The organism is Vibrio aerogenes (genome assembly GCF_024346755.1).
GTDB classification, from domain to species: domain Bacteria; phylum Pseudomonadota; class Gammaproteobacteria; order Enterobacterales; family Vibrionaceae; genus Vibrio; species Vibrio aerogenes.
This window is the reverse complement of the sequence record NZ_AP024861.1, coordinates 3795615-3822283: the sequence shown is the minus strand read 5'-3', so window position 1 is coordinate 3822283 and position 26669 is coordinate 3795615. Positions and strand designations below refer to the sequence as shown.

At 44.3% G+C, this 26669-nt stretch carries 25 protein-coding genes; 18 read left to right on the top strand and 7 right to left on the bottom strand.

Going from position 1 to position 26669, the window contains the following annotated elements; all coding sequences use genetic code 11:
• Positions 1 to 24: 24 nt before the first annotated feature.
• The 5 genes from OCV29_RS17105 (at position 25) to tatC (ending at position 3770) form a co-directional block, all read left to right on the top strand.
• A complete protein-coding gene (locus OCV29_RS17105) occupies positions 25 to 654 on the top strand; it encodes a ubiquinone biosynthesis accessory factor UbiJ (RefSeq protein ID WP_073604323.1) in 630 nt (209 codons plus the stop codon).
• Positions 651 to 2285, top strand: coding sequence for a ubiquinone biosynthesis regulatory protein kinase UbiB (gene ubiB, locus OCV29_RS17100; protein ID WP_073604322.1), 1635 nt, complete (start codon positions 651 to 653; stop codon positions 2283 to 2285). Before OCV29_RS17105 ends, ubiB begins: the two co-directional genes overlap by 4 nt.
• A 63-nt stretch (positions 2286 to 2348) precedes the next feature.
• On the top strand, positions 2349 to 2588 hold the full coding sequence (gene tatA, locus OCV29_RS17095; RefSeq protein ID WP_073604321.1) for a Sec-independent protein translocase subunit TatA: 240 nt from the start codon (positions 2349 to 2351) through the stop codon (positions 2586 to 2588).
• A 9-nt stretch (positions 2589 to 2597) separates the two neighbouring features.
• Positions 2598 to 2954, top strand: coding sequence for a Sec-independent protein translocase protein TatB (gene tatB, locus OCV29_RS17090; protein ID WP_073604320.1), 357 nt, complete (start codon positions 2598 to 2600; stop codon positions 2952 to 2954).
• 69 nt (positions 2955 to 3023) lie between these two features.
• Positions 3024 to 3770 (top strand): twin-arginine translocase subunit TatC, encoded by a 747-nt coding sequence (gene tatC / locus OCV29_RS17085; protein ID WP_073604319.1) that lies wholly within the window; start codon positions 3024 to 3026, stop codon positions 3768 to 3770.
• A gap of 63 nt (positions 3771 to 3833) precedes the next feature.
• Here tatC and OCV29_RS17080 read toward each other — a convergent pair whose 3' ends face one another.
• Positions 3834 to 4598 carry a TatD family hydrolase gene (locus tag OCV29_RS17080; protein WP_073604318.1) on the bottom strand — a complete coding sequence of 255 codons (765 nt, stop codon included), beginning with the start codon at positions 4596 to 4598 and terminating at the stop codon, positions 3834 to 3836.
• Positions 4599 to 4859: 261 nt separating this feature from the next.
• Between OCV29_RS17080 and hemB the strand changes: the two genes are divergently transcribed.
• Together hemB and polA are read left to right on the top strand one after the other, a co-directional pair.
• Complete coding sequence (gene hemB / locus OCV29_RS17075) at positions 4860 to 5900, top strand: porphobilinogen synthase (protein ID WP_073604317.1); 1041 nt, start codon at positions 4860 to 4862, stop codon at positions 5898 to 5900.
• Positions 5901 to 6476: 576 nt separating this feature from the next.
• Positions 6477 to 9257 carry a DNA polymerase I gene (gene polA / locus OCV29_RS17070; protein WP_073604316.1) on the top strand — a complete coding sequence of 927 codons (2781 nt, stop codon included), beginning with the start codon at positions 6477 to 6479 and terminating at the stop codon, positions 9255 to 9257.
• Positions 9258 to 10030: 773 nt separating this feature from the next.
• On the opposite strand, the gene yihA is transcribed toward polA, so the two are convergent.
• Positions 10031 to 10684: a ribosome biogenesis GTP-binding protein YihA/YsxC gene (yihA, locus tag OCV29_RS17065; RefSeq protein WP_175561552.1), complete on the bottom strand. Its 654-nt coding sequence runs from the start codon at positions 10682 to 10684 to the stop codon at positions 10031 to 10033.
• Positions 10685 to 11382: 698 nt separating this feature from the next.
• On the opposite strand from yihA, the gene OCV29_RS17060 reads away from it, so the two are divergent.
• The 4 genes from OCV29_RS17060 (at position 11383) to hemN (ending at position 14609) form a co-directional block, all read left to right on the top strand.
• The gene (locus OCV29_RS17060) at positions 11383 to 12024 is read left to right on the top strand and encodes a class I SAM-dependent methyltransferase (RefSeq protein ID WP_261887344.1); all 642 of its coding nucleotides are present in this window, start codon (positions 11383 to 11385) and stop codon (positions 12022 to 12024) included.
• Complete coding sequence (gene yihI, locus OCV29_RS17055; RefSeq protein ID WP_073604314.1) at positions 12021 to 12572, top strand: Der GTPase-activating protein YihI; 552 nt, start codon at positions 12021 to 12023, stop codon at positions 12570 to 12572. The genes OCV29_RS17060 and yihI overlap by 4 nt, the downstream gene beginning before the upstream one ends.
• Positions 12573 to 12587: 15 nt before the next feature.
• The gene (locus tag OCV29_RS17050; protein ID WP_073604313.1) at positions 12588 to 13076 is read left to right on the top strand and encodes a DUF2489 domain-containing protein; all 489 of its coding nucleotides are present in this window, start codon (positions 12588 to 12590) and stop codon (positions 13074 to 13076) included.
• Between the two features lie 138 nt (positions 13077 to 13214).
• Entirely contained in the window at positions 13215 to 14609 is a 1395-nt protein-coding gene (hemN, locus tag OCV29_RS17045) for an oxygen-independent coproporphyrinogen III oxidase (RefSeq protein ID WP_073604312.1), read from the top strand.
• A 115-nt stretch (positions 14610 to 14724) separates the two neighbouring features.
• Here the strand turns inward: hemN and OCV29_RS17040 are convergent, their stop codons facing one another.
• From OCV29_RS17040 to hemC, 4 genes are read right to left on the bottom strand one after another with little or no spacing between them, the layout of a single operon-like run.
• The gene (locus OCV29_RS17040) at positions 14725 to 15921 is read right to left on the bottom strand and encodes a heme biosynthesis HemY N-terminal domain-containing protein (RefSeq protein ID WP_073604311.1); all 1197 of its coding nucleotides are present in this window, start codon (positions 15919 to 15921) and stop codon (positions 14725 to 14727) included.
• On the bottom strand, positions 15918 to 17099 hold the full coding sequence (locus OCV29_RS17035) for a uroporphyrinogen-III C-methyltransferase (protein WP_073604310.1): 1182 nt from the start codon (positions 17097 to 17099) through the stop codon (positions 15918 to 15920). The genes OCV29_RS17040 and OCV29_RS17035 overlap by 4 nt, the downstream gene beginning before the upstream one ends.
• 12 nt (positions 17100 to 17111) lie before the next feature.
• Positions 17112 to 17849, bottom strand: a complete 738-nt coding sequence (locus tag OCV29_RS17030) for a uroporphyrinogen-III synthase (RefSeq protein WP_073604309.1) — start codon at positions 17847 to 17849, stop codon at positions 17112 to 17114.
• Entirely contained in the window at positions 17846 to 18790 is a 945-nt protein-coding gene (gene hemC, locus OCV29_RS17025) for a hydroxymethylbilane synthase (RefSeq protein WP_073604308.1), read from the bottom strand. Before hemC ends, OCV29_RS17030 begins: the two co-directional genes overlap by 4 nt.
• A gap of 337 nt (positions 18791 to 19127) precedes the next feature.
• On the opposite strand from hemC, the gene OCV29_RS17020 reads away from it, so the two are divergent.
• Positions 19128 to 21677 (top strand): class I adenylate cyclase, encoded by a 2550-nt coding sequence (locus OCV29_RS17020; RefSeq protein ID WP_073604307.1) that lies wholly within the window; start codon positions 19128 to 19130, stop codon positions 21675 to 21677.
• A 1-nt stretch (position 21678) separates the two neighbouring features.
• Here OCV29_RS17020 and cyaY read toward each other — a convergent pair whose 3' ends face one another.
• Complete coding sequence (gene cyaY, locus OCV29_RS17015; RefSeq protein ID WP_073604306.1) at positions 21679 to 21993, bottom strand: iron donor protein CyaY; 315 nt, start codon at positions 21991 to 21993, stop codon at positions 21679 to 21681.
• 76 nt (positions 21994 to 22069) lie between these two features.
• Here cyaY and lptM point away from each other — a divergent pair, with 76 nt between their 5' ends.
• The 6 genes from lptM to yigB are packed head-to-tail and all read left to right on the top strand — an operon-like array spanning position 22070 to position 26668.
• Positions 22070 to 22189 (top strand): LPS translocon maturation chaperone LptM, encoded by a 120-nt coding sequence (gene lptM, locus OCV29_RS17010; protein ID WP_073604305.1) that lies wholly within the window; start codon positions 22070 to 22072, stop codon positions 22187 to 22189.
• Positions 22190 to 22217: 28 nt separating this feature from the next.
• On the top strand, positions 22218 to 23468 hold the full coding sequence (gene lysA / locus OCV29_RS17005; RefSeq protein ID WP_073604304.1) for a diaminopimelate decarboxylase: 1251 nt from the start codon (positions 22218 to 22220) through the stop codon (positions 23466 to 23468).
• Between the two features lie 8 nt (positions 23469 to 23476).
• On the top strand, positions 23477 to 24307 hold the full coding sequence (gene dapF, locus OCV29_RS17000) for a diaminopimelate epimerase (RefSeq protein WP_073604303.1): 831 nt from the start codon (positions 23477 to 23479) through the stop codon (positions 24305 to 24307).
• A gap of 11 nt (positions 24308 to 24318) precedes the next feature.
• Positions 24319 to 25008, top strand: a complete 690-nt coding sequence (locus tag OCV29_RS16995) for a DUF484 family protein (protein WP_370737205.1) — start codon at positions 24319 to 24321, stop codon at positions 25006 to 25008.
• Between the two features lies 1 nt (position 25009).
• The gene (gene xerC, locus OCV29_RS16990; protein ID WP_073604301.1) at positions 25010 to 25942 is read left to right on the top strand and encodes a tyrosine recombinase XerC; all 933 of its coding nucleotides are present in this window, start codon (positions 25010 to 25012) and stop codon (positions 25940 to 25942) included.
• Positions 25943 to 25945: 3 nt separating this feature from the next.
• Entirely contained in the window at positions 25946 to 26668 is a 723-nt protein-coding gene (gene yigB / locus OCV29_RS16985) for a 5-amino-6-(5-phospho-D-ribitylamino)uracil phosphatase YigB (protein ID WP_073604300.1), read from the top strand.
• Position 26669: the final 1 nt, after the last annotated feature.

Genomic DNA, 26669 nt, shown 5'->3' with positions numbered 1-26669 from the left:
TACACATTTTTAAAGGTCTGGTTTATGCCATTTTCATCTTTGATTACCGCGACAATTGAAACGGTTTTGAATCGTTTAATTCAGGATGATCCCATGCTTGTTCGTCAGGCTGCCCGCCTCAAGGGGCAGTCTGTTCAAATTCATCTGAAAGAACTGGATCAAACACTGACTTTTGTGTTCAGTCAGCAGGTTGATGTTCTGAATGGTTATGAAGGGCAACCGGATTGTTTTTTATCTCTGAAACTGAGTGTGTTACCACAGCTGAAAGAGCAGGCAAATATTACCCGGTTGATCAAAGCAGATGAACTGGTTCTGGAAGGCGATATGCGTTTAGCACAAAACTTTTCCGTATTGCTTACGGAGTGTCAGCCAGACCCGGAAGAATGGTTGTCCCGGTTAACCGGAGATGTTGTTGCGCATTCTGTTGTGCGTGGAGCCAAAGATTTGGGCCATTTTTTTCAGGCAGAGTTAATCCGGCACCAATCTCATCTTGGACAGGTCATTACGGAAGAGTGGCGTATTGCACCCGGACCACTTGAAGTCGCTGACTTTTGTGATCAGGTGGATGATTTACATAGCCAGCTTGCCCGGCTGGAAGCCCGTATTCAGCACGTATCGCGTAACATTGATAATCAGGTAGCAGACAAACAATGACGCCGACAGAAATCAAAAGACTTTACCGGATTATTAAAGTTCAGCTGGAATTTGGACTGGATGAACTCCTGCCTCATCACCAGTTATTGAAAGCACCGATGCTGGCCCGAAAATCTTTATTCTGGCTGAAAAACCGTCATCCGGAAAAACCTATCGGTGAGCGCTTAAGGCTTGCATTACAGGCGTTAGGGCCTGTGTGGATTAAGTTTGGTCAGATGATGTCGACCCGCCGGGATTTATTCCCGCCTCATATCGCTGATCAGCTGGCGTTGCTGCAAGACAAAGTGGACCCGTTTGACGGTGAGCTGGCCAGGCAGCAAATTGAATCGGCGTTAGGTGGACCTGTTGAAACTTGGTTTGATGATTTTCAGGTCAGTCCGCTGGCGTCGGCATCCATTGCCCAGGTTCACACTGCGACGTTGAAATCTTCCGGACTTGAAGTCGTGATTAAAGTCATTCGACCGGATATCCAGCCAGTGATTAAGGCGGATATTAAGCTGATGTTCCGTCTTGCCCGGTTGGTGGCAAAAACATTGCCGGAAGCGCGTCGTCTGAAGCCGGTTGAAGTGATTCAGGAATATGAAAAAACCCTCAGAGATGAGTTGGATCTGCGGCGTGAAGCTGCGAATGCCATTCAGTTGCGGCGCAATTTTGAAGGCAGTGATGAGTTATATATTCCGGAAGTTATTTCTGAGCTGAGTAACCAGACTGTCATGGTTTCTGAACGTATCTATGGTATTCAGGTCTCTGACCACGAAGGATTACGGGCGAATGGAACCAATATGAAATTGCTGGCGGAGCGGGGAGTAAGTGTCTTTTTTACACAGGTTTTCAGAGACAGTTTCTTCCATGCTGACATGCACCCTGGTAATGTGTTTGTCTCTCCGCATCATCCCGAAAATCCTCAATGGATTGGTTTGGACTGCGGGATTGTCGGCACACTGAATAAAGAAGATAAGCGTTATCTGGCTGAGAATTTTCTGGCCTTCTTTAACCGGGATTACCGGCGGGTAGCTGAGTTACATGTAGAGTCTGGCTGGGTGCCTTTTGACACGAATATTGATGAGTTTGAAAGTGCAATCCGGGTTGTGTGCGAACCTATTTTTGCCAAGCCACTTTGTGAGATTTCATTTGGTCACGTTTTACTGAATCTTTTTAATACGGCCCGGCGCTTTCATATGGAAGTTCAGCCACAGTTAGTTTTATTGCAGAAGACTTTGTTGTATGTTGAAGGTCTTGGCCGTCAGCTTTACCCACAACTGGATTTATGGGAGACAGCAAAACCTTTTCTTGAACGATGGATGCGACAGCAGGTTGGTCCGGAGGCTATCGTCCGGTCTATCAAAGAGAAAGCGCCATATTGGGCTGAGAAATTACCTGAATTTCCCGAACTGGTTTATGAGAGTCTGAAACAGGGACGGGTGATGAATCAACGGGTTGATCTGATGTATCAAAACTACCGTCAGGTGAAACGGGAACATGGAACGGGGAAATTTTTCCTCGGAGTTGGTGCCACATTGATGATTTGCTCCGCAATTTTTGCAGTGAATGATCATGTTGATATTTCTGTTAGCACTTTGATTGGTGGTACTATCAGTTGGGTGTGCAGTTGGGTACTTTATCGTCGATAAACTCAATGATTCAGGTGCACCACGATTATAAATAGAAATATGACTTCAAAAGGAGAGTAAAGGATGGGTGGAATTAGTGTCTGGCAATTATTGATTATTGCTGTGATCGTGGTTTTACTGTTTGGAACAAAGAAGCTTCGCGGTATGGGAAGTGACTTAGGTGGTGCCGTTAAAGGTTTTAAGAAGGCTATTTCTGATGATGATCCTGATAAACTACAACAGGATAAGTCTGATGAAGATGCTCTTAAATCTGGTCAGCCTTTGAGTCATCAAAAGGAACAGAGTCATCAGGATAAAGAGTAGGGCCTAATCGTGTTTGATATCGGTTTTTGGGAGCTGGTATTAATTTTCGTTGTTGCTTTAGTCGTGTTAGGGCCGGAACGGATGCCATCTGCGATTCGCTCTGTAGGCCGTTTTGTCCGCACAGCGAGACAAATGGCCAACAGTGTCAAAGATGAGTTAAACCGTGAGCTTGAGCTCAATCAGATTCAGAAAGATTTACAAGATGCAGAACAGACGATCAGAAAAAAAGCTTCTGAATTTGAGTCTTCTGTCAACCAGGTAAAAGAAACTGTAGATGATGCTGTTGAGCGTGAGAAAAAAGCCTTAACCTCTGGCGCAGAAAGCGTACCTGATACGTCAGCAACGGAAAAAAAGCCGGAATCTTAGCATAGAATTGTTTTCAAAATAGTGAGTTATTACTGACTGTTTTGATTGCTGTCAGGAGTCATCGTCATTATGTCATCCGCAGAACAGACTCAACCTTTAATCAGTCATCTGCTTGAGCTTCGTGATCGTCTTTTGCGAAGTATGGGTGCGGTGTTAGTGATTTTCATCGCACTGGTTTATTTTTCAAGCCATATATATGAATTTGTTTCCCGTCCTTTAATTGAGCGGTTACCTCAGGGTGCAACGATGATAGCGACGGATGTCGCTTCTCCTTTCCTCACACCACTGAAACTGACTTTAATTGTGTCGGTATTTATTGCAGTACCTTATATTCTTTACCAGCTGTGGGCTTTTGTTGCACCGGGTTTATATCAACGTGAACGCCGTCTGGTGATGCCGCTGATGTTCTCCAGTACTTTACTGTTTTATTGTGGTGTGGCGTTTGCCTACTATGTCGTATTTCCGCTGATTTTTGGGTTCTTTACAGCGATTTCTTTAGGTGGCGTGGAATATGCGACAGATATTGTCAGTTATCTGGATTTTGTGCTGGCCCTGTTTTTGGCTTTCGGCATTGCATTTGAAGTGCCGGTTGCAATTATTTTGTTGTGCTGGACAGGGGCTACCTCTCCGGAAACTCTCCGGTCCAAACGCCCTTACATCATTGTCAGTGTGTTTATTGTGGGGATGTTGTTAACGCCTCCGGATATTTTTTCACAGACATTATTAGCTATCCCGATGTGTTTACTGTTTGAAGTCGGTATCTTTTTTGCCCGTTTTTATACCCGGAAAGAGACTGAAAGTGACACCGTTCAATGATTAAAAAAACCGTGTCACCAGATTGATGGCCCAAAGCTTTTGTTGGCCAGTCGGCCCGTGTTATCAGCTGAGCCTGAAAAGCGTTTTGGCATTTTGTGTGGTCAGGCGGTCCACATCTTCCGGGGAACATGACTTGAGTGTCGCAATGCGCTCTGCGACTAACTGTGTGTACGTCGGTTCATTGCGTTTCCCTCTGTGTGGAACGGGCGCAAGATAAGGGCAGTCAGTTTCAAGAATGATATGGCTCAGGTCAAGATGCGGGACGACTTGATCCATCCCGCCATTTTTAAATGTGGTCACACCGCCAAGGCCCAGATGAAACCCGGAATCAATGATTTGTTGTGCTTCATCCCGTGTTCCGCCAAAGCAGTGAAAAACGCCCCGCAGAGAACCATCCTGTTCTTGTTGCACCAGTGCCAGTGTTTCCTGAATCGAGTCTCTGGTGTGGATCACGACCGGGCGCTGCTTTTGTTTTGCCAGCTGTAGTTGGGTAATAAAGGCTATTTCCTGCTGCTTTTTATAGGTTTTATCCCAGTACAAATCGATGCCAATTTCACCCACAGCGATGAAATCCCGTTGCTCAAACCAGTGCTCGATAAGAGCGAGTTTCTGCTGATAGTCTTGATCGACATAACACGGATGAAGCCCCATCATGGCATAGCAGAAATCCGGATATGCAGATTCGGTGGCAAGCATTGGTGCTATGGAGTCGGGATCAATATTTGGCATCAGGATCTTTTCTATTCCCGCTTGTCGTGCTCTCTGAATGACGTCGTCACGATCCGGGTCAAATTCGCTGGCATAGATGTGGGCATGTGTATCAATCATAGTTTTGTCTGAATATTCGGATTTGTGTTGCTTAGTATACCGGAATATCCTGAGAAAACAGGGGAGAACGGGGTATGAAGATTTTTCATGATTGTTGTATGGTGGAGAATCAGTGGAGTGATATACCCAAACCATCTTTCGGCTGGCGCTGAATGATGTATGTTCAGGTGGTTTGGGTATATGATTTTAATCACTCAGACAGAGTTCAAAAGTCTGAGCTTTGTGGCCTGAGTATTGATGATAAAAGATAAGGAGAAGTGCGTGTCAGTTTCTGTATTTGGTCAGTTTCCCGGTCGCCGGATGCGTCGTGTCCGTAAGCATGATTTTAGTCGTCGTTTGACGGCAGAACATACATTATCAGTCAATGATTTAATCTACCCGGTGTTTATCCTGATGGGTAAAGATCGCCGTGAACCTGTTGAATCTATGCCCGGAATAGAACGGTTGTCGATCGATCTGTTGATTGAAGAAGCTTTATATCTTGCCGGGCTTGGTGTTCCTGCGATCGCTTTGTTTCCTATGGTAAATCAGGATGCTAAAAGTCTGGATGCCGCTGAAGCTTTTAACCCGGAAGGATTAATTCAGCGTGCTGTCCGTGAATTAAAAGAGCATGTCCCTCAGATGGGGGTCATTACTGATGTTGCGCTGGATCCATACACAACGCATGGTCAGGATGGAATTATTGATGAGGAAGGTTACATACTCAACGATGAAACAACCGAAGTTTTGATTCGCCAGGCTCTTTCTCATGCTGAAGCTGGTGCTGATGTTGTTGCGCCTTCGGATATGATGGACGGACGAATCGGGCTCATCAGACAGGCATTGGAAGATGCAGGTTATATCAATACACAAATTATGGCTTATTCAGCAAAATATGCATCTTGCTATTATGGCCCATTTCGTGATGCTATCGGAACTGCTGCAAATCTGAAAGGTGGGAATAAAAAAACCTATCAGATGGATCCTGCAAACAGTGATGAAGCGCTTCAGGAAGCTGCAATGGACATTCAGGAAGGGGCAGATATGGTGATGGTGAAACCAGGTATGCCTTATCTGGATGTCGTTCGCCGGGTTAAATCCGAGCTTCAGGTGCCTACCTTTGCCTATCAGGTTTCAGGAGAATATGCGATGCACAAAGCTGCCATCATGAATGGATGGCTGAAAGAAAGAGAGACAGTTCTTGAATCTTTGTTGTGTTTCAAAAGAGCAGGCGCTGACGGTATTCTCACGTATTTTGCGAAAGATGTTGCACAATGGTTGGCTGAATCAAATGAGACGGTTGTCAGCAATTTAAAGAAATGATGATATTAATTCTTATTTGCACTTGACTCTCAAGTGAGAATGGTTATTATTAACCTCGTCATAGGGAATGCACTTGCTGTTCTGTATATTCATAAACGAAATATAGTCAGGCATATTCATTCTTTTTGGCACGACATTGCTCACATTGCTTCCAGTGTAATTTATAGCTTTACAGGAAAGCGATTTGTCACATAAATCACTTTCTTCCTTATGCTAGGCGATATTCATATTTGAATATCGCTTTTCTTTTTTTACGATATATAAAAGTCCCTCATTGTACAAAAGCTATACTTTTCCACAGCTATTGATCACAAAAGGATCGTTGTCATTTACACAGATCTTTTTATTTTTTATTAATAATCAATGTCTTATTTCTATTTTTATTGCATATTTGTCCGTGTCTATTTACGGACGAAAAAAAGTATGAACAGACTTATCCACAAAATACCGTTCCCCCATCTTTCAATGATTCTGCTCATTTCAACCAAAAGTAATTCAGAGCGTAGCATCCTGAAGACAGAAGTGGCATTCTAAGGCCTGCTTGTGATTCCCGAAAAATTTGGATACCAACAGACTATGGCTCAAATTCCTGATAATCCTCTCATTCTTATTGATGGCTCATCTTATCTGTATCGCGCATTCCATGCTTATCCTGAAACGATGAGCAACGGTAACATTCAGACGAATGCAATTTATGGCGTTGTGAATATGATTCGCAGCATGCTACGGCAATATCCATCTGATCGGATTGCCGTCATCTTCGATGCAAAAGGAAAAACTTTCCGGGATGATATTTATCCACAATACAAAGCGCACCGGCCACCCATGCCGGATGAATTGAGCAATCAAATCGAGCCGCTACATAAAATTATCCGTGCTATGGGGCTGCCATTACTGGCGATAGAGGGTGTGGAAGCCGATGATGTGATTGGTACAATTTCCACTCAGGCCGCGCAGGCTGGTATACCTGTTTTAATCAGTACCGGTGATAAAGATATGGCTCAGCTTGTCAATGAGCATGTGACGTTAATCAATACGATGACAAACGTCATTCTGGATCGTGAGGGTGTGATTGAAAAGTTTGGTATCCCACCCGAACTGATTATTGATTACTTATCATTAATGGGTGATAAGGTCGATAATATTCCGGGTGTCCCCGGGGTTGGAGAAAAAACAGCGAAGGCATTACTTCAGGGAATCGGCGGACTGGATACGCTGTATCAAAACCTTGATAAAATCTCAGAATTGAGCTTTCGGGGCGCCAAAAGTATGGCGAAAAAGCTTGAAGCGCATAAAGATGATGCTTTGCTTTCTTATCAGCTGGCGACGATTAAGCTTGATGTGGCTCTGGACGAAACGTCGGACGCATTAGTTAAACAAGATCCGGATAAAGATACTCTGACAGAGATGTATAGCCAGCTGGCATTTAAGTCATGGTTGAATGAGCTGACTGAAGGCAGCGAAAATGCGGAGTCTGCGCCATCATCCGGGAATACTCAGAATGAATCCTCATCTCAGGTGAATACCTCAGCCGTCAAAATCGATCAGTCCGGTTACCAGACAGTTCTGGATGAAGCGACATTTTTATCCTGGCTGGATAAATTGAAAGCGGCATCTTTATTTGCATTTGATACTGAAACCGATGGTTTGGATTACATGACAGCTAATCTGGTTGGTTTATCTTTCGCAACTGAAGAGGGAGAAGCTGCTTATGTACCGCTGGCTCATGATTATCTTGATGCACCTCAGCAGTTGAGCAGGGAGTGGGTGTTAGAGAAACTGAAACCGCTGCTTGAAGATGAGAACCTGGCAAAAGCCGGGCAGAATCTGAAGTTTGATATGAGTATCATGGCCCGTTACGACATCGAACTGCGCGGGATACGTCATGATACCATGCTGGCATCCTACGTTTACGACAGTGTCGGCGGACGTCATGATATGGATAGTCTGGCATTACGTTTTCTGCAGCACCAATGTATTTCGTTCGAACAGATTGCCGGTAAAGGTAAAAATCAGCTGACATTTAATCAAATCGATTTGGAACAGGCAGGTATATATGCTGCTGAAGATGCTGATATTACTTTACGTCTGCACAATCGCTTAACCGAAAATATTGAAGCAAATCCGAAGCTGAAGCGTGTGTATGAAGAGATCGAAGTTCCTTTGGTTCCTGTTTTGTCCAGAATGGAAAGAACAGGGGTCTTAATTGATGATTCGTTACTTCATGCTCAGTCTCAGGAAATCTCGGTCAGATTAACGGAACTTGAGCAAAAAGCTTTTGAGATAGCAGGTGAAGAATTCAATCTCAGTTCTCCCAAACAATTGCAGGTTATTCTGTTTGATAAGATGGGCTTACCTGTAGTGAAGAAAACGCCATCCGGTGCACCTTCAACCAATGAAGAGGTTTTACAGGAGCTGGCTTTAGATTATCCGTTACCTCAGGTAATACTGGAGTACCGGGGACTGGCTAAGCTCAAATCAACGTATACCGATAAATTACCCAAAATGATCAATCCTGCAACCGGACGGGTTCATACGTCATATCATCAGGCAGTGACGGCGACAGGGCGTTTATCATCGACCGATCCAAACTTACAGAATATACCGGTCCGTAATGAAGAAGGCCGGAGAATCCGTCAGGCGTTTATTGCGGAAAAAGGCTGGAAAGTTGTTGCTATCGATTACTCTCAAATTGAGTTAAGAATCATGGCTCATCTCTCTGGTGATCAGGCCTTACTGGATGCTTTCCGTGAAGGAAAGGATATCCATGCTGCAACTGCGGCTGAGATTTTAGGGGTTCATATTGATGAGGTTTCAAGTGAACACCGCCGACGTGCCAAAGCCGTTAATTTTGGGTTGATCTATGGGATGAGTGCATTTGGTTTAGCGAAACAGCTCGGGATCTCGCGGGCAGAAGCGCAATCCTATATGGATACCTATTTTGAGCGTTATCCTGGTGTGATGCAGTATATGGAAGATACCCGTTCCAAAGCGAGTGAGAATGGTTACGTTGAAACTCTGTTTGGCCGGCGTTTATATCTGCCTGAAATTCGTTCAAGAAACGGAATGCGGCGTAAGGCTGCTGAGCGGGCGGCAATTAATGCACCGATGCAGGGAACCGCAGCGGATATTATCAAAAAAGCGATGTTATTAGTTGACCAATGGATTGAAGATGAAGGGCAGGGCAGAGTTCGTTTACTGATGCAGGTTCATGATGAACTGGTATTTGAAGTCCAAGAGTCATTTTTACCCGAAATTGAAAGTAAAATACAGAAACTCATGGAGTCAGCCGCATCGCTGAATGTTCCGTTACTGGCTGAATGTGGTGATGGCGAAAGCTGGGAACAAGCGCATTAACCATTTTTAACTTTAAAATGAATAGGTTTGTCCTGGTTAAGTGTATTCACCTGTTGAATGTGTGATCTTAATCTTATTTAAATCAATAACTGGTGTTTATACGCCAGTTTTTTTTTAATTGAAAAAAACAAGGATGAATCATGACCTTATGTATTTTGATAAAATAAAATATGAAAATTAATTACAAAAAGGGTTTCTTTTTTCATCAGTATATTGTACATTAAATGACGTAGGGTACAGAGGTAAGATGTTCTATCTTTCAGACCTTTTGTTTCACGTTATTGGATTAGGCTGTTTCAGCCGCCCCAGTCAGTTTTTGACTGGGGCGTTTTTTATTGTATTAACATATTGATACTAAAGCTTAAATCTTCGCTTTTGAGACCTTTCCGTGTCTTCTCTCTCCGTTTTTCTTCTCCGTCTGTTCCGATGTCGGCTATCTTGAATGAAATGAATGTATATAACGAATTTGTAATTAATTGTTTGTCACAAATTAATTAATTCTATTTGTGAATAAAGATATAAAATTAATACTTTTATCTTTATTATCAATAGGATAGGTTTTAAATTGTTTGACTGTTAAATTTATTAATTCGGGATTGCAATATTCTTGATATTGAACGATGCTTCTAGTGGCACAAAAACAAATAACAAAAAGTTCATTATCTCTCCCGTTAACCCCGCCAGGAAGGTGGGGTTTTTATTTGTGCTGATACTCAAGCATCTTCTGGTTGTGGAGGACTGATGAAATGATAGTGATGTTTTAGCTGAGGAAATTAAACTTCATCCGCATCAGGATCGGAGCCGGAAGTCAAAGCCGGTGAAAACCAGCTATCAAGTTTATTGCGTAATGTGTCAACACCGATGCCTGACAAAGAAGAAAATAAATCAACGCTGACATCACCACAAAATGCGAGTGAAGCTTCTCTGATCTTCAGCAGTTGTGCTTTTCTGGCACCACTTTTCAGCTTATCTGCTTTGGTGAGCAGAACCTGAACCGGAATATGACTTTCAACTGCCCAGTGAATCAGCTGTTGATCCAAATCTTTCATTGGATGACGGATATCCATTAAAACGACCAGACCATTCAGGCACTGGCGCTTTTGCAGGTATTCTCCCAGGGATTTCTGCCATTTCTTTTTCATCTCAATGGGAACCTGAGCGAATCCATATCCCGGTAAATCGACAATATGACAATCCTCAGTGACTTTGAATAAATTTATAAGCTGAGTTCTGCCGGGTGTTTTACTGGTTTTCGCCAGACTTTTCTGGTTAGCCAGCCGGTTTAACGCACTTGATTTCCCTGCATTTGAGCGGCCGGCAAACGCAATTTCAATGCCTTGATCTTCAGGTAAGTGCCGAATATCCGGGGCACTGGTAATAAAGTGTGTGTTTTGATAGTTAATTTTTACACTCAAAGTAAACTCCATTGTGGCAAAGTCTGGAACAGCATTGAGTATATCATGAATACTCTTGATAGCTGGATAGTTCAAAAGAGAGGATGATTATCTTTATGATTCATGAGAGCGTATTCGGACGCAGTAGTCGATTATCGGATAATTTTCTTTTTTTCTGATGATTTTTGTAAGAGATTGCCCATAAATACATCCTCTGTTTATGGTTTGATTAATTTAATCATCTGATTTTTAATATTTTTTAAAAAATTGTTTCAAAGTGTGATAAATAAACAAAGCAGGCACGTTGTTCTTACTGAAAATTCAGGTAAATTTGATCGTGGGTTTCGCGAATAGTCTTTGTGATAGCCTTTCAGGGTCGACAAGGCGTTGTACCCGATATGGATGGTCTATTTGTTTCAGGAAGAAGCGTGGAAAGGACCAGGACACGGAAGTGCCCATAACAGTGAAGTTTTCATGGACAGTTAAAATTCATCAGGATGATGACAAACGATGTTTATGCATGGAAAGCACGAATAACAAATGGAAAGTTGTGCACAGTTATGTGCCCGAATCATTTTCTGCTCAGAAAGCAGAATTAGAAAGCGACAGGTTCTCCTGTCGTTTTTTTTATAAATAAGCCTGAAAAAGTCGGTATACTGACTCCACTATTTTCTCAGTTTCTGGTATGTTCCGCATCCTTATGGTTAATGATCCTCTAATCCGGAGTGCGCATGCATAGTTGTCCGCTTTGTGACGCTTCTTCTTTGCAGTTTTATCATCAGGATAAACGGCGTGAATATTGGCAGTGTCCTTGCTGTGCCCTGGTGAGTGTTGCTCCCTCTTATCGTTTAGAGGCAGACGAAGAAAAAGCCATCTATGATTTGCATGAGAATCATCCTTCTGATCCCGGATACAGGCGGTTTTTGTCTCGCTTGTGTCTGCCGCTGAAGCAACGTTTGCCGCCCGAATCTTCAGGGCTGGATTATGGATGTGGACCGGGACCGACGTTGTCAGTCATGCTGGAAGAAGCTGGTCACCAGACAACGCTGTACGATTTTTTTTACCATCACAATATATCGGCTCTATCATCAACCTATGATTTTATTACGGCAACAGAAGTGATTGAGTATTTATATCATCCCGGAGAGGTTTGGCTGCAATGGTTAAACATGCTGAAACCTGGTGGATATATTGGTTTAATGACGAAATTAGTTGAAAGTCAGGATGCATTTTCAACCTGGCACTATAAAAATGACCTCACCCACGTGAGTTTTTTCAGCCAGAAAACATTCCGGTATTTAGCTGAGCGGGATAAGCTTGAACTTGAATTTATCGGGCGTGATGTAATTTTACTGAGGAAAGGCTTGTCATGACTCGCAGAAAAGTAACAACAACAGGTGTGAATGGTGATCTTGTATTTGCACGGAAAAGTAACCGTAAAAATGTAGATATTGAAGGTCGTCTGAGAAAAAAAGAAAAGAAAAGAAAAGGATTAAAAACCGGAAGCCGCCACTCTCAGGGCGCTGAAGGTGATTTTGTAAAAAGCAATCAACACGGAGATCCGCGTCTGGGGAGTAAGAAAAAGGTTCCTCTCATTGTCGATGCGCCCAAAAAACAAACCAAACAGGAGCGACGTCTTTCTGCTGAACAGGAATTAATACAGCTGGAAAATGATGCGCAGTTACAGGTGCTGTTGGGGCGTTTGGAGAACGGTGAAAAGCTTGGTGCAGGTTTACAAAAGTATGTCGATGAAAAGCTCGATCGGATCGAGCAATTGATGCAACAACTTGGTTTACTGGAAGAGATGGATACTCAGGCACCAGATGATGATGACCAGCCGGATACTTCTGATTTTTCAGGACTGTCGGATGAAGATGAGTTGTTACAGCAGTTTACCGATCTGGACACTGATAAATTGTAATCTCTGGAGCCGAGAATGAATTTAACCGTACTTGTGGTCATTGGCAGTATCATTATTCTGGTTTTGGCTGTTTATGCCGGATATTTGTTATTCAAACTGAAAAAGCAGAAAGCTTTGCTTGCAAAGCATCAGGCTTTGGCAGTTGAAAAGAGAAACGCGAATATTTTTGATAATGTGAACACTTTATGTATGGTTGGTATTCAGGGGCAATGTGACCTGTCTGAACTAAGTATCCGAATCTACTGTATTATGGATTATGTTCAGGGAGAGCAACGGGTCGACTTTGAGCAAACCTACCCGGCTATCAGCGAACTGTATCATATTGTCAAAGATATGGCGCGAGGTGAGGCGCGACAGGCATTGCCTAAGCAGGAGCGCATGAAGCAAAACCTGAGTCGTATGAAAGCGGAAGAGCGGCTTCATGAAGCTATTAATCAGGAGTTACATCAGCTCCGGAAAGATTTAAAGGCAACAGATAACCAAATTCTGGTTCAAACCATTTAGTCGTGGTGCAAATGAATGAGTTCAGTGATCTGAGTAACAGTTTAGACGATTACTAAGATTTTCTGTTTTCTTATTCAACTCGAGACCCAATCTGTGTGGCAAAATACACTTTCAGTGTTGAGTGCGGAATAAATGAATATGTTTCAACGAGCAATATTGGATCAGCAGGTCATATGGGACCAGGATATGTTGGATAAGTACAACTACTCCGGGCCCCGCTACACCTCGTACCCGACTGCCTTAGAATTTCATGAAGCTTTTACTATTGCTGAATTCGACATGGCATGTACTCAGTATCCCGAGCGTCCATTGTCGTTATATATTCATATTCCATTCTGTCATAAGCTTTGCTACTACTGTGGCTGTAATAAACTGGTGACCCGTCATCATCACAAAGCTGATGAATATCTGGATGTTTTAGAGCTGGAAATTCGTCAGAGGGCCTCTCTGCTACAGCTGCAGAATCGGGAGGTTGTGCAGTTACATTTTGGTGGTGGTACGCCCACTTTTCTGACCGAAGCCCAAATCAGCCGTTTAATGACGCTGTTGCGTGCCGAGTTTGATTTTACCCCGGATGCTGAGATCAGCATTGAAATAGACCCCCGGGAAATTGATGTAACTTTGCTGGACCATTTATATCAGGAAGGTTTTAACCGTCTGAGTATCGGTGTTCAGGATTTTGATAAACAGGTTCAACAATTGATTAACCGTGAGCAGGATGAAGCGTTTATCATTGATTTAGTCGCACGAGCGAAATCAATTGGCTTCAGATCTGTGAATCTTGATTTAATTTATGGTTTACCGAAGCAAAGTTGCGAATCATTTACGGAGACACTGAAGAAAGTCATTCAGCTGGCGCCCGAGCGTTTATCTGTTTTTAATTATGCTCATATGCCACAGTTGTTTGCAGCGCAACGAAAAATAAAAGAAGCAGACTTGCCGGTTGCTCAGGAAAAAATGAATATTCTTCAGTCTGCTATCCGGCATTTGACCGGTGCGGGTTATCAATATATCGGTATGGATCATTTCTCTGTGCCTGATGATGATTTGGCCGTTGCACAAAGGCAAGGGTGCCTGCACAGGAATTTTCAGGGATATACGATTCATGGCGACTGTGATTTGATTGGTTTTGGTGTTTCTGCCATCTCAATGGTTGGTGATGTGTATGCACAGAACCACAAAGAGCTATCGCAGTATTATCATCAGGTGGATGAACAGCGCCATGCCTTGTGGAAAGGTGTTTCTCTTGATCGGGATGATTTAATCCGGCGTGAAGTGATTAAGCAACTGATGTGTAATTTTGTACTGGACAAGAAAGCCATCCAGTCTGATTTTGGTATTCAGTTCGATCGTTATTTCAGTGAAGATTTAGGGTTGCTTCAGACTTTCGCAACTGATGGTCTGGTAAAAATAACGCCCAACGTGATTTTGGTGACTCCAAGGGGGCGGTTACTCATTCGCAATATTTGTATGTGTTTTGACCGGTATCTACGAAACAGGGCCCGGCAGCAACAATTTTCCCGTGTGATATAGTCATTTCTCACGCTATCACGCTATATAGATATTTACGAAATTAAAGCGATTGATGAAATAAAAAAGCCAGTAAGCGTGTTACTGGCTTTTTGTTTTGTTTTGTTCTGTTGTCTCTTCATTTTATATCTGTAGCACTTGCGAGGCTTAATGCTTTCTGACTGACATCGTGAGCTGCCTGTGCCATGTTTTGGTATTCCAGAGCTTGTGCCAGATAACGATAATCTGATATCTGACTTCTGCCTCTTAACGCGGTTTCAAAACAGGTTTGAGCTCTGCTCCACTGTTGCTGTTTCATATAGAACCGGCCTAAGGCACTCTGAGCTTCAGCATTATGTTCATTACTTTGAACCATGTCTTTAAGCAGCTTTATTGCAGATTCAGCCTGAGGTGGCTCAAGATTGAGTTCGGGAAGAAGTGTACTTAACAGAGATTCAGGTTGTTTTTTCAGTTGTTCTTTGATGAGTTTGAAGGCTTGGGAATCTTCATTATGCTTAATCAGCAATCGAATATAATGCGTCAGAATTTCGGGTTGTGATTTGGTTTTTCTTGCAAGTTGATTCCAGTGTTCCTGTAACCCTTCCTGATTCAGTTGATTTGCTGCCTGTGAGAGTTGTTGGCAATGTGCTTCAACTTTTAGTTTTTGTAATTCATCATCTTCAATTAACTTACGTTTTTTGAGCTGAGGCAACAGATAGAGTAATTCAGGCCATTGTTGTAACTGGTAGTAAGTACTTTTCAGCAGGGTGAGCACAACCGGATTGGATGGATAATGTGTTGATAACTCAGAGACAATTTTTTGTGCTGCCTGATAATTCTTCTCTTTAATGTATTGTCTCGCTTTCGTCAGTTCCACAGCAAGTGTTGAATCTTTTTGCTGTGAGGCCAGAGATAAATAATGTTCCCTTTTTTGATTATTTCCCTGCTCTAATGCTGCCTCGGAAGCAATGAGATAGCATAGTAAAGGCATATCATGATTTTTCGCCAACCGGGTGACTTTTTTTTCTGCGAGTTTCCAGTCACCTTCAATGAGTTTGACGATACCTTCATTGGTGAACCGGCGGGACTTTTTCAGCTTCCGTTCACCAAACCAGTTCCAGGTTGAAGTGGTTGTATTCAGGACTTTTTTAATCAGAAATTCAAGGCCGAACAGGATTGCCAGTAAAACAATAATCATGACGACAAGTGATGTCACACTCATTTCAATCGTTTTACCAGCAGCAGAAATTAAAACGTAGCCTTGCTGTCCTGCATACTGAGTGCCGACAAATAAACCGATGCCGAGAACAACAAACAGAAAGATTGAACGAATCATGAATCATCCTCCGTCAAACTGGTTACTTCTTTGCGCAGACGTGTATTAATAATATCAGTCAACTGACTCTGTGATTCCAGTTTGACCGGGTAGTTGACCTGAATATTTTTCTTACTGAGCGTTTCCAGCATATGATTGAATTGCTGTACATGATTGTTTTCCTGATTCAGGAAAGACACCGACCACTCTCTGGCAGTTGAAAGCGCTGTGCTGTATACCGCTTGCTGTTCGTCGTAAACCGCGCGAATTGCTGTTTCCAGTTTCGCTTTTAAATTTTCTCTTAAGTAGAAGTCCTGCTTTGGAGAAAGCAGTGGAATGACATTACCGTCTCTGGTTCGGAACGTGATGAAATTATTGACAAAATCTTTCGCTGAAGTCAGCAGGTTATGTTGCCAGTCACTGATATTCTCAGTCACTTCTTCTTTCTGTATTTCAGGTGCGTCCGGCAGAATTGCATTCGCGAGCGGTAATTGTTTGATCTGTTGTTGCAGGCTGGTCAGACGCAGTACCAAACCATCTTTGTCTATCAGCGGAACGGCCTTGAGCGTTGTGATGTCATGGGCCATTGATTTGCGCAACGGCACAAGACTCGGGTCGTTCAGGGCGGCAATGCGTTGATCTGCACTTTCCATTAACAATGTCGCGCTTTGAACATCATGTTCGAGAAAGAGTTTTCTTCCGGCAAGTTTGACCAGATAGTCAGATTCAGCCAGCAGCCAGTCATTCGGACGACGGCCCTTCATATCAGCCAGTGCCAGCTGAAGGCTCTCAAGACTTTTTTGCTGTTGGTTCAGCAGTGTATCGAATTTATTGGATGTCTGGACCAGTTTTTCCTGGGTCGATTGGTCTTGTGAGGTGACTTGTTGATTGAGTTCAGAGACTGAATTCTGAAGTTGTTGCTGAAGGCTGGCTATCTGGGTCTGATAATTCTTCTGTATGTGGTAAACATATGCCCCCATCCCACCGGCAAGAATCAGGCTGAGAATAATGGCTGTTTTGGCAAGCCCGGTTCCTGGTGTTGCTTTATCTTTTTGTTTTGGAGTGGATGTTTTTGCTGAAGAACCGGAAGTGTGCTGTGTCGTGCCTGAAGATGTCTGTCCCTGAGCCGGTGATACCTGAGACTCTGGCTTACTGTCTTTTGGCTGCTGTTTTTCAGGTTGATTTTTTTTATCAGTCATTGATGGTTCCTATCACTCTTTCTGGGGCTGAAGTGCAGCCACTAAATCTGAATTGCTGGCGCTACCCACCACGATAATATGTTTGAATCCCATGTTTTGTGCAATTTCTTCTATACGCAAACCAGGGACAAGTAATATCCGATCAAATAGCCATGGGTGGCAAAAATCAGGTATTTGCGAAACAAAAAAGCTGAGTTGAGAAGCACTGGTCACGACGATATGGTCTATCGCTGCATTCTGCCATTGTTGTACCATTTTTTCCGCATTAAACGGCACCATTTCCCGTTGATAAACTTCGCAATAGTTTATCTTGGCTCCCCGTTTCTTTAACTCCTGAGCGATGAGCTCTCTGCCACTATTTCCCCGGAGTATCACTATTGAGATACCAGAGAGATTCTGAAGTTCCGGAAGTCCGATAAAGTGTTCGCTGTCACTAATTCCGGGGTAGTTTACCGGTTGTTGGGTAAATTTACTCAAAAGTTGTGCAGTTTTTTGACCAATGGCAAGATATCTGATGTGTTCCGGCCACTTGTAATCAAGCGCTGTGAGATATTCGTGGCTAAACATGACAGCCTGCTGACTTACGGCAATAATTATTTGGCTTTGTTCTGTCAGGGGGATGATTTTCGGGCAGTCTCGTCCTCTGTTAAAGCGGACGAGCGGCAGATGAATAGCGGGAAGACCATGCTGATCAAGTTGCTTACACAGGTCTTCTCCGTGTGGATGCGGGCGGATGACAAGTATGCTCATGAGGGCTCTGTTGTATGACTCAGGCGGTTGAGTATCTCTTGAGCGCCATCCTGAATCAGTTGTTTTGCCAGCGTCATACCCAGCTTTTCAGCTTCTTGCCGTGGACCGCGTATTTCTCCACGGATAATTTTGCTGCCATCGGGTTCACCGACCAGTGCTCTGAGCCATAGTTCATTGTTCTCCAGAATGGCATAACTTCCGATTGGTACCTGACATCCACCTTCAAGTGTCAGATTCATCGCCCGCTCACAGAGAACACGATCTGAAGTTTCATCGTGATTCAAAACTTCAAGTTTTTCCCGCAGCCAGACATCATCAAGTCTGCATTCAATGCCTATGGCCCCCTGACCAACCGCTGGCAGTGAGTTTTCCGGTGATAAATAACTTTTAATTCTTTCTTCCAGTTGCAAGCGCTTTAACCCTGCAGCCGCCAGAATAATCGCGTCAAAATCCCCCGCATCCAGTTTACCCAGCCGGGTGCCGACATTGCCTCTCAGTTCCCTGATAATCAGATCCGGGCGATAAGATTTCAGCTGACACTGTCGGCGCAGGCTACATGTACCGACGATGGCTCCCTGCGGGAGTGCATCAACAGAAGAAAATGTATTTGAAACAAACGCATCCCTCGGATCATCCCGTTCACAAATCGTCACAAGCCCCAGTCCGGAAGGAAAATCGACGGGGACATCTTTCATGGAGTGAACCGCAAGATCTGCCCGCCCTTCGAGTATTGCCACTTCAAGTTCTTTGACGAAAAGTCCTTTACCACCAACTTTTGCGAGTGGCGTGTCTAAGATGACATCTCCTTTTGTGGTCATTGTGACCAGCTCAACAGTCAACTCAGGGTGTTTCCTGAGCAGTGCTGCTTTTACATATTCTGCCTGCCAAAGAGCAAGTGGACTTTTTCGTGTTGCAATGCGGACTGGACGGATATTGGTCATAATTATTTCTGATGTTGAATCGCTGAAGGCCTTTAAGTCATCCTAACATTCTTTTCATAAAAATCGAAAATCAAGAATAAATTAGTGAATCTGGTTGAATATTGAGTCGCATTATTTTATTTTTGTGATGTAGCTCTTGTTTATAGAATGGGCTATTATTTAGTAGTGACACACAAGAATATTGATAATTTGGTGAAGTAGGTCGTATTTCCCTGTATGGCCACTGGCTAATTCTTTACCATAGATAAATAAAATGATACATTGATCACGTTTTTTCTGCGATGTCGTGCAGGTAGTGAACAATTTTACAGACTGTATTTAACCAAGGAAATTTCCCTTGCTAAGCTATACTGAGACTTTGATAGAAAGATTGGATCATCTGAATCAGCTGCGCACTGAGCGTGCGCTTGCATTGATGGATCTTCAAAGTCAACGTGTATTTCGCCTTATTCCCGCACTTTTTCATTTCAATCATCCTGCAATTCCCGGTTATTACAATCAAGATGTTCCTTCTGGTGTCTGGGGGTTTGAGCCCGACGAATATCAGCAACGCTTTATCAGCGATACAGAGCTCACTTTGGGTCATTCTCTGTATCAGGAGCCGGTGCCAGGCATCCTCGGTTTGTACACGATGGGAAGTACTTCCTCCATTGGCCAGAGCACATCCAGCGATCTGGATGTTTGGGTATGCATTCATTCTTCTATGGGGCTGGAGCTGAGAGAAAAGCTCTCCAAAAAATGTTTGTTGCTGACTGACTGGGCAAAAACTCAGGGGGTTGAAGCGAACTTCTTTATCATGGATGAGCAGCGTTTTCGTCATCAGCATTCAGAAGAAATGACGGGTGAAAATTGCGGCTCTTCCCAGCATTTATTGTTATTGGATGAGTTTTATCGTTCTGCTGTACGTTTAGCAGGAAAACGTCTGCTGTGGCAAATTGTTCCGCCAGAGATGGAAGAGTGCTATGACGAGTACACGCAGCAGCTATGTCAAAAGTCCTATATTAACTGTGACGAGTGGTTCGATTTTGGCCGGTTGAATCATATACCTGCTGAAGAGTATTTCGGAGCCAATCTCTGGCAGCTTTATAAGAGTATTGACTCACCCTATAAGTCTGTTCTGAAAGCCATTCTGCTTGAAGCCTATTCATGGGAATACCCGCACACACAACTGTTGAGTATCGACAGTAAGCGCCGGTTTTTTACCCATGAACCTGAGTTATATGGTATTGATTCGTATTATCTGATGCTTGAGAAAGTCACGCTGTATCTCGAGCGAATCAATGATCAGACACGGCTTGATTTGGTTCGGCGCTGTTTCTACCTGAAAACACATGAGAAATTATCCCGTGAGCCGGGAGTGGGTTCCATGCCCTGGCGACGGGCGGCACTACAAGAGTTGTCAGAATCCTGGGGATGGACGGCTGAAGAGATCGAAGGTCTTGATAACCGGCGGAACTGGAAAGTGGAACAGGTGAAAATTGTTCACAGTGATTTACTGGATGCTTTAATGCAAAGCTATCGTAATTTAATCCAGTTTGCGCGCCGTAACGATATCACTTCATCTATCAGTCCACAGGATATTTCTATTCTTGCCCGGAAGTTGTATACAGCGTTTGAAATTTTGCCGGGAAAAGTAACGCTGCTGAATCCTCAGATTTCTCCCGATTTACATGAATCGGATTTATCATTTATCGAAGTGCAGGAAGGGCGGGTGAATCCGGATGGCTGGTATCTCTACAAACAACCGTTGATTCCGGAGCGGATTATCGGTCACCGGTATTTAGAACATCACGAGTATTTGAGTAAACTGGTCGCGTGGGCATTTTTTAATGGGCTGATCACCGAATCAACCCGGCTTGATGCGGTGATTCGTGATGGGCAACTGGACATTGACAAGTTATATCAGATGGTCAGTGATTTACGGAATACCTTTTCGTTAAATAAACGCAGGCCGACAATGCAGGCACTGGCGAGCCCCTGTGAGATTAATCAATTAGCCATGTTTATTAATTTCGAGCAGGACCCAACTTGTCATATTTCCGGGAAAACGCTCAAAATTGATTTAAAGACAGTCGATATCCTCAGCTTTGGCAGGGAACAGCAATGTTTGGTCGGCAGTATTGATTTAGTTTACCGGAATTCATGGCATGAGGTCCGTACGCTGCATTTTGAAGGTGAAACATCCATTCTTGATGCGCTGAAAACCATGTTATGTAAAATGCATCAGGATGCGCTTCCTCCGGAGTCTGTGGATGTTTTTTGCTACAGTCAGAATTTACGTGGCGTGATCCGGAATGCGATTTATCAGCTGTTAGCGGAATGTATTGATTTAAGGTTAAAACCAATCGATCAGATGAAGCGTCGTCGTTTCAAAGCATTGCGCGTTCAGGGGCAGATGTATGGTTTCTTTTTTGAACGCCGGGGTGTTTCTGTTCAGCGGCTGGAAAATTCAGTCGATTTTTACCGCAGTATTTCCATTAATAAAGTCAATGGTTCGCCTTTGCTGATGATTGATCGGGAGCAGGACTTCAATTTACCGGATGTGATTGACGGCTTTGCCAGTGAGGGACTGATTCAGTTTTTCTTCGAAGATTCGGAGAAAGGTTTTAATATCTACGTTCTGGATGAGTCGAACCGTGTTGAAGTGTACCATCAGTTCAGTGGCAGTAAAGATGATATGGTTTCAAGCCTGAATAACTTCTACACCTCGATGCGTGACGAGAATAAAGTCTCCTCTAAATTTATCAACTTTAATCTGCCGCAGTACTACCAGATACTACACCCTGAAGACAACGGGTGTAGTCATGTCATTCCGTGTCGTAGTCAATCATCATCCGGCTCTGCTGAGCGGGGAGCGGACTCTCTCTCACAACAGCGGTTTGGCTGATTTATTCCCATTCAATGGTTTCGTCGGCGTGTTTTTCACATTCCTGTCTGACCAGTTCCGTTAGTTCCAGACCTGTTTTCGAACAAATCCACTGATTGTTTGTATACTGAAAATGAAACCCACCCGATTTGGACGCAAGCCATATCTCGTGCATCGGCTCCTGACGGTTGATAATGATCTGGCTGCGATCCTCAAAATCAAGCGTCATGACATTCCCGGTTGTTTCATAATCTATATCGGCGCCGGAATCATCAATTAACTGCTCAATGCATTCCATTTGCTGGTCAACATATTGATGAAATTCAGTATCGTTCATTCTGATGTCCTATTGCTTTTCCTGAATCTGGTGCGATTATAGAGGGCATTGAATAAATAATCACGATATATACAAAATGAATAAAAAGTTGACGGCATTTTTGTTACTCTGCTTGTTAGCATTGTCTGGCTGCGGGCAAACGGGTGCCTTATATATGCCGGCAGATAAGCCTCAAAATGAGCAATCTCAGCCATAATCATCAATTAGTGTGAAGGGAAAAGATTTTGGATTACTTTAATTACCGGGATGGCCAGCTTTGGGCCGAAGATGTCACTGTTTCGGAACTGGCACAAGATTTCGGAACGCCCTTGTATGTTTATTCCAGAGCGACACTGGAGCGTCACTGGCATGCATTTGATAAGGCGGTTGGTGATCACCCGCATTTAGTTTGTTATGCCGTTAAAGCCAATTCAAATATCGGTGTTTTGAATGTTCTGGCCCGTCTGGGATCAGGCTTTGACATTGTTTCCGGCGGAGAGCTTGAGCGGGTGATCGCCGCTGGCGGCGATCCGGAAAAAATTGTTTTCTCCGGGGTGGGGAAAACGGAAGCAGAAATGCGCCGTGCCCTTGAGCTGGGTATTAAATGTTTCAATGTCGAATCCGAACCTGAGTTGGAAAGACTCAATAAGGTTGCCGGATTATCTGGCAAAATTGCACCGGTTTCATTGCGGATTAACCCGGACGTTGATGCAAAAACCCACCCTTACATCTCTACCGGGTTGAGAGATAATAAATTTGGTATCACCTTTGATCGTGCTGTGGATGTTTATCGTTTAGCGAATCAACTTGAGCACCTTTCTGTACAGGGGATGGATTGCCATATCGGTTCCCAGCTGACGAATATCGACCCATTCATTGATGCCACCGACCGTCTGTTAGCGTTGATTGAGCAACTGAAATCGGAAGGAATCGAGATTCATCATCTGGATGTCGGTGGCGGTTTGGGTGTCAGCTATAATGATGAGACACCACCTCAGCCATCTGAGTACGCTAAAACGCTGTTGTCACGTTTATCGAATCATCAGAATCTCGAACTGATCTTTGAGCCTGGCCGGGCGATTGCGGCCAATGCAGGACTGTTGCTGACCAAAGTGGAATTTCTGAAACATACGGAACATAAAAATTTCGCGATTGTTGATGCCGCGATGAATGATCTGATGCGTCCCGCATTATATCAGGCATGGCAGGAGATTATTCCTGTTGTTCCGCGTGAAGGGCAAGAGACTGTCTATGATATTGTCGGGCCTGTGTGTGAAACCAGCGACTTCCTTGGTAAAGACCGCAGTCTGTCTGTTCAGGAAGGTGATATTCTGGCTGTCCGATCAGCCGGTGCATACGGATTTGTGATGTCTTCAAATTATAATACCCGCCCACGGGCTGCAGAAATTATGATTGATGGTGATCAGGCGTATGTGGTTCGTCAGCGGGAATCTCTTGCTGATTTGTGGGCTCAGGAGACCCAATTGCCGGAGTAAAGAATTTTATGCACTTCCATTTTTCTAAAATGCATGGACTGGGTAACGATTTTATGGTCGTTGACTGTATCACCCAGAATGTGTTTTTTTCACCTGAATTGATCCGCCGACTGGCGGATCGTCACACCGGGGTCGGTTTTGACCAGCTATTGATCGTTGAAGCCCCTTACGACCCTGAAACTGACTTTCATTACCGGATTTTTAATGCGGATGGCAGTGAAGTTGAACAATGTGGCAATGGTGCCCGCTGTTTTGCCCGCTTTGTCCGGATGAAAGGATTGACGAATAAGTTCAGTATTCACGTCAGCACCAAAAAAGGAAAAATGGTTCTGAAAGTCGAAGAAGACGATCAGATTACCGTTAACATGGGGGTGCCGGACTTCACGCCTCACAAAATTCCGTTTAAAGCAAAACAGCAGGAAAAAACCTATATTTTACGTGTAGGCGGGCAAACTTTGTTCTGTGGTGCCGTCAGTATGGGAAATCCGCATGTTGTGACTGTTGTTGACGACGTATTGACTGCCGATGTTGATACGATGGGGCCACAGCTGGAATCACACGAACGTTTCCCCGAGCGGGTGAATGCCGGGTTTATGCAGATTGTTCATCCCGGAGAAATTCATTTAAGGGTTTACGAACGTGGTGCCGGGGAAACTCAGGCTTGCGGAAGTGGTGCCTGTGCTGCTGTTGCTGTCGGGATTCTTCAGGAGACTCTTGAGGAGACTGTTTTGGTCCGGTTGCCGGGAGGCACACTGAAAATTCAGTGGAAGGGGCCGGGTAAGCCGTTATATATGACGGGACCCACTGCACATGTTTTTGATGGTCAGATTTCTTGCTGATAAGGGATATTGTGTCTAGCACTGATATAGAAATTGAAGAAAGTGATGCACTGACAGCAGAGGTGGTGGCTGAGTATCTTCGCCATCATCCTGATTTTTTTATCCATCGTCCGGAACTGGCTGAGCGGTTGACTTTGCCGCAGGAGCCGGGAGCTGTCTCTCTGGCTCATATCCAGATGCGTCGTCAGCGCCAGCGGATTGAGTCACTTGAGGAAGAAATAACAGCTTTAATGTCGCTTGCCGCCGGTAATGATCGTACATTTCAGCACTTTATGATGCTACAGGAAGACATCCTGCGTTGTGATGAACTGTCTGAGGTGATTCGGCTGGTTGAGCAAAAAGCAGCTGATATCAATCTGAAAGCTTATATCCGTTTATCCGCGCCGCTGTCGGTGAGTCAGTATCAGTTAGATATGGATTACTGGCATAACTTTTCCCGCAGTTACATTCACGGTGGTCAGGCTTATCTGGGCAGAATGAGAAAAATCGATCGGGTTGGACTGTTTGGTCCCCAGTCGGTCTCACCTGAATTTGGCTCCTATGTTGTTCTGCCACTGACGTCCCGCAAGATGAATGGCATTTTGGCTTTTTCCAGCGAAGATGGCGGGCATTTCCAGCCTTCTATGGATACGCTATTTTTGTCTCATCTCGGGGTGGTTCTGTCCCACCTGATTGATATTTTACCCTGGAAGCGTTCGTGATATGCATGAGACGTCGGCTTCAGTGTTACCGGAAACACTCCTTCAGCCCCTGAACCGTTTCGATGATTACATGCGAAATGAGAAAGGACTGAGTGCTCATACCCGCCAGAATTACCGGCAGCAGTTGGTCCACATGGCTGAGTATCTAGCAGAAAGGGGGCTCAAATCCTGGCAGCAGGTCGATGCATCCTGGGTCAGACAGCTTGCCGCTCAGGGAATGCGTGAGGGGATGAAGGCCAGCAGTGTGGGGACCCGGTTATCATCACTGCGAAGTTTTTTTGATTTCCTGATCCTGCGCGGAGAATTGCCAGCCAACCCTGCGAAAGGTGTTTCTGCACCAAAGAAAAAACGCCCTTTGCCAAAAAATCTGGATGTCGATGAAGTGGCTCAATTGCTTGAGGTCAATGAGGATGATCCGCTGGCTGTTCGTGACCGGGCGATGATGGAATTGATGTATGGCGCGGGTTTACGACTGGCTGAAATGGTGAGCCTCAATCTTGCTGACCTGTCATTTGATCAGGGAGAGCTCCGGGTGGTGGGCAAAGGTGATAAGGAGCGTAAAGTTCCGTTTACTGGTCTGGCAGCTGAATGGATCCGCCGGTGGATTCCTTTCCGGGCCCAATGGGTTCTCGCCGATGAGCCTGCGCTGTTCATTTCTAAACGGGGGTGCAGAATTTCTCACCGGAATGTACAAAAGCGTATGGCTGAGTGGGGAATTAAACAGTCTGTTTCCAGCCATATCAGCCCCCATAAGCTCCGTCACTCATTTGCGACTCACATTCTTGAATCAAGTCATGATTTACGTGCGGTTCAGGAACTGCTGGGGCATGAAAATATTTCAACAACTCAAATATACACTCACCTTGATTTTCAGCATTTGGCGAATGTTTATGATCAGGCTCATCCACGTGCGAAGAAGAAACGGGAAAGCTGAACTATGCATTATTATCGTAACATGCCTCGTATCCGGGCAATGACCTTTGATCTCGATGACACGCTGTATGATAACGGACCGGTCATCCGGCAGGTTGAAAAAAAACTGATGGCGTGGATGCATACGCATCATCCGGTGACTGCTTCCTGTCCGCTATCGTGGTGGCAGCAGCAAAAACAATCCCTGCGGGAAGAATATCCGGAGATTATCCATGATGTCACTCAATGGCGTTTTCAGAGTATTTGTCGTGGTATGCAGGCATTGGGTTACGATGAAGAAAAAGCAACAGCAGTGGCAAGAGATGCGATCGTCGAAGTGTTGTACTGGCGTAATCAGATTCATGTACCCCAAGAGACTCACCAGGTGTTGCAGACACTGGCTGAAAAAATTCCTTTGATTGCGATTACCAACGGGAATGCCAGTCCGGAAAAGATTGGCTTGTCATCCTATTTTCAACAAACGTTAAAAGCAGGTCCGGACGGATTTTCCAAGCCCCATTCAGACTTATTTATCAAAGCCAGACAAGCGCTATCCTGTCCGGCCGGACAGATTTTACACATTGGTGATCACCTGAGAACTGACGTCGCCGGGGCAAAATTAAACGGTTTTAGTGCCTGTTGGATGAATGTCGGTGGCACACGAAGTTTGAGCCGGGCTAAACGCTCCCGGTTGCTGCCGGATGTTGAAATTCACCAGCTGAATGAGTTGCTGCTGTTGGTTGAATAAT

Coding starts and splice junctions, on each gene's coding strand:
- OCV29_RS17035 (WP_073604310.1), bottom strand. CDS start 17,099: ATGACTGATAAAAAAAATCAACCTGAAAAACAGCAGCCAAAAGACAGT.
- lptM (WP_073604305.1), top strand. CDS start 22,070: ATGAATAAAAAGTTGACGGCATTTTTGTTACTCTGCTTGTTAGCATTG.
- OCV29_RS17080 (WP_073604318.1), bottom strand. CDS start 4,598: ATGATTGATACACATGCCCACATCTATGCCAGCGAATTTGACCCGGAT.
- tatA (WP_073604321.1), top strand. CDS start 2,349: ATGGGTGGAATTAGTGTCTGGCAATTATTGATTATTGCTGTGATCGTG.
- tatC (WP_073604319.1), top strand. CDS start 3,024: ATGTCATCCGCAGAACAGACTCAACCTTTAATCAGTCATCTGCTTGAG.
- hemC (WP_073604308.1), bottom strand. CDS start 18,790: ATGACCAATATCCGTCCAGTCCGCATTGCAACACGAAAAAGTCCACTT.
- yigB (WP_073604300.1), top strand. CDS start 25,946: ATGCATTATTATCGTAACATGCCTCGTATCCGGGCAATGACCTTTGAT.
- yihA (WP_175561552.1), bottom strand. CDS start 10,684: ATGGAGTTTACTTTGAGTGTAAAAATTAACTATCAAAACACACACTTT.
- polA (WP_073604316.1), top strand. CDS start 6,477: ATGGCTCAAATTCCTGATAATCCTCTCATTCTTATTGATGGCTCATCT.
- cyaY (WP_073604306.1), bottom strand. CDS start 21,993: ATGAACGATACTGAATTTCATCAATATGTTGACCAGCAAATGGAATGC.
- OCV29_RS17105 (WP_073604323.1), top strand. CDS start 25: ATGCCATTTTCATCTTTGATTACCGCGACAATTGAAACGGTTTTGAAT.
- dapF (WP_073604303.1), top strand. CDS start 23,477: ATGCACTTCCATTTTTCTAAAATGCATGGACTGGGTAACGATTTTATG.
- OCV29_RS17040 (WP_073604311.1), bottom strand. CDS start 15,921: ATGATTCGTTCAATCTTTCTGTTTGTTGTTCTCGGCATCGGTTTATTT.
- ubiB (WP_073604322.1), top strand. CDS start 651: ATGACGCCGACAGAAATCAAAAGACTTTACCGGATTATTAAAGTTCAG.
- hemN (WP_073604312.1), top strand. CDS start 13,215: ATGTTTCAACGAGCAATATTGGATCAGCAGGTCATATGGGACCAGGAT.
- xerC (WP_073604301.1), top strand. CDS start 25,010: ATGCATGAGACGTCGGCTTCAGTGTTACCGGAAACACTCCTTCAGCCC.
- OCV29_RS17060 (WP_261887344.1), top strand. CDS start 11,383: ATGCATAGTTGTCCGCTTTGTGACGCTTCTTCTTTGCAGTTTTATCAT.
- yihI (WP_073604314.1), top strand. CDS start 12,021: ATGACTCGCAGAAAAGTAACAACAACAGGTGTGAATGGTGATCTTGTA.
- OCV29_RS17050 (WP_073604313.1), top strand. CDS start 12,588: ATGAATTTAACCGTACTTGTGGTCATTGGCAGTATCATTATTCTGGTT.
- OCV29_RS17030 (WP_073604309.1), bottom strand. CDS start 17,849: ATGAGCATACTTGTCATCCGCCCGCATCCACACGGAGAAGACCTGTGT.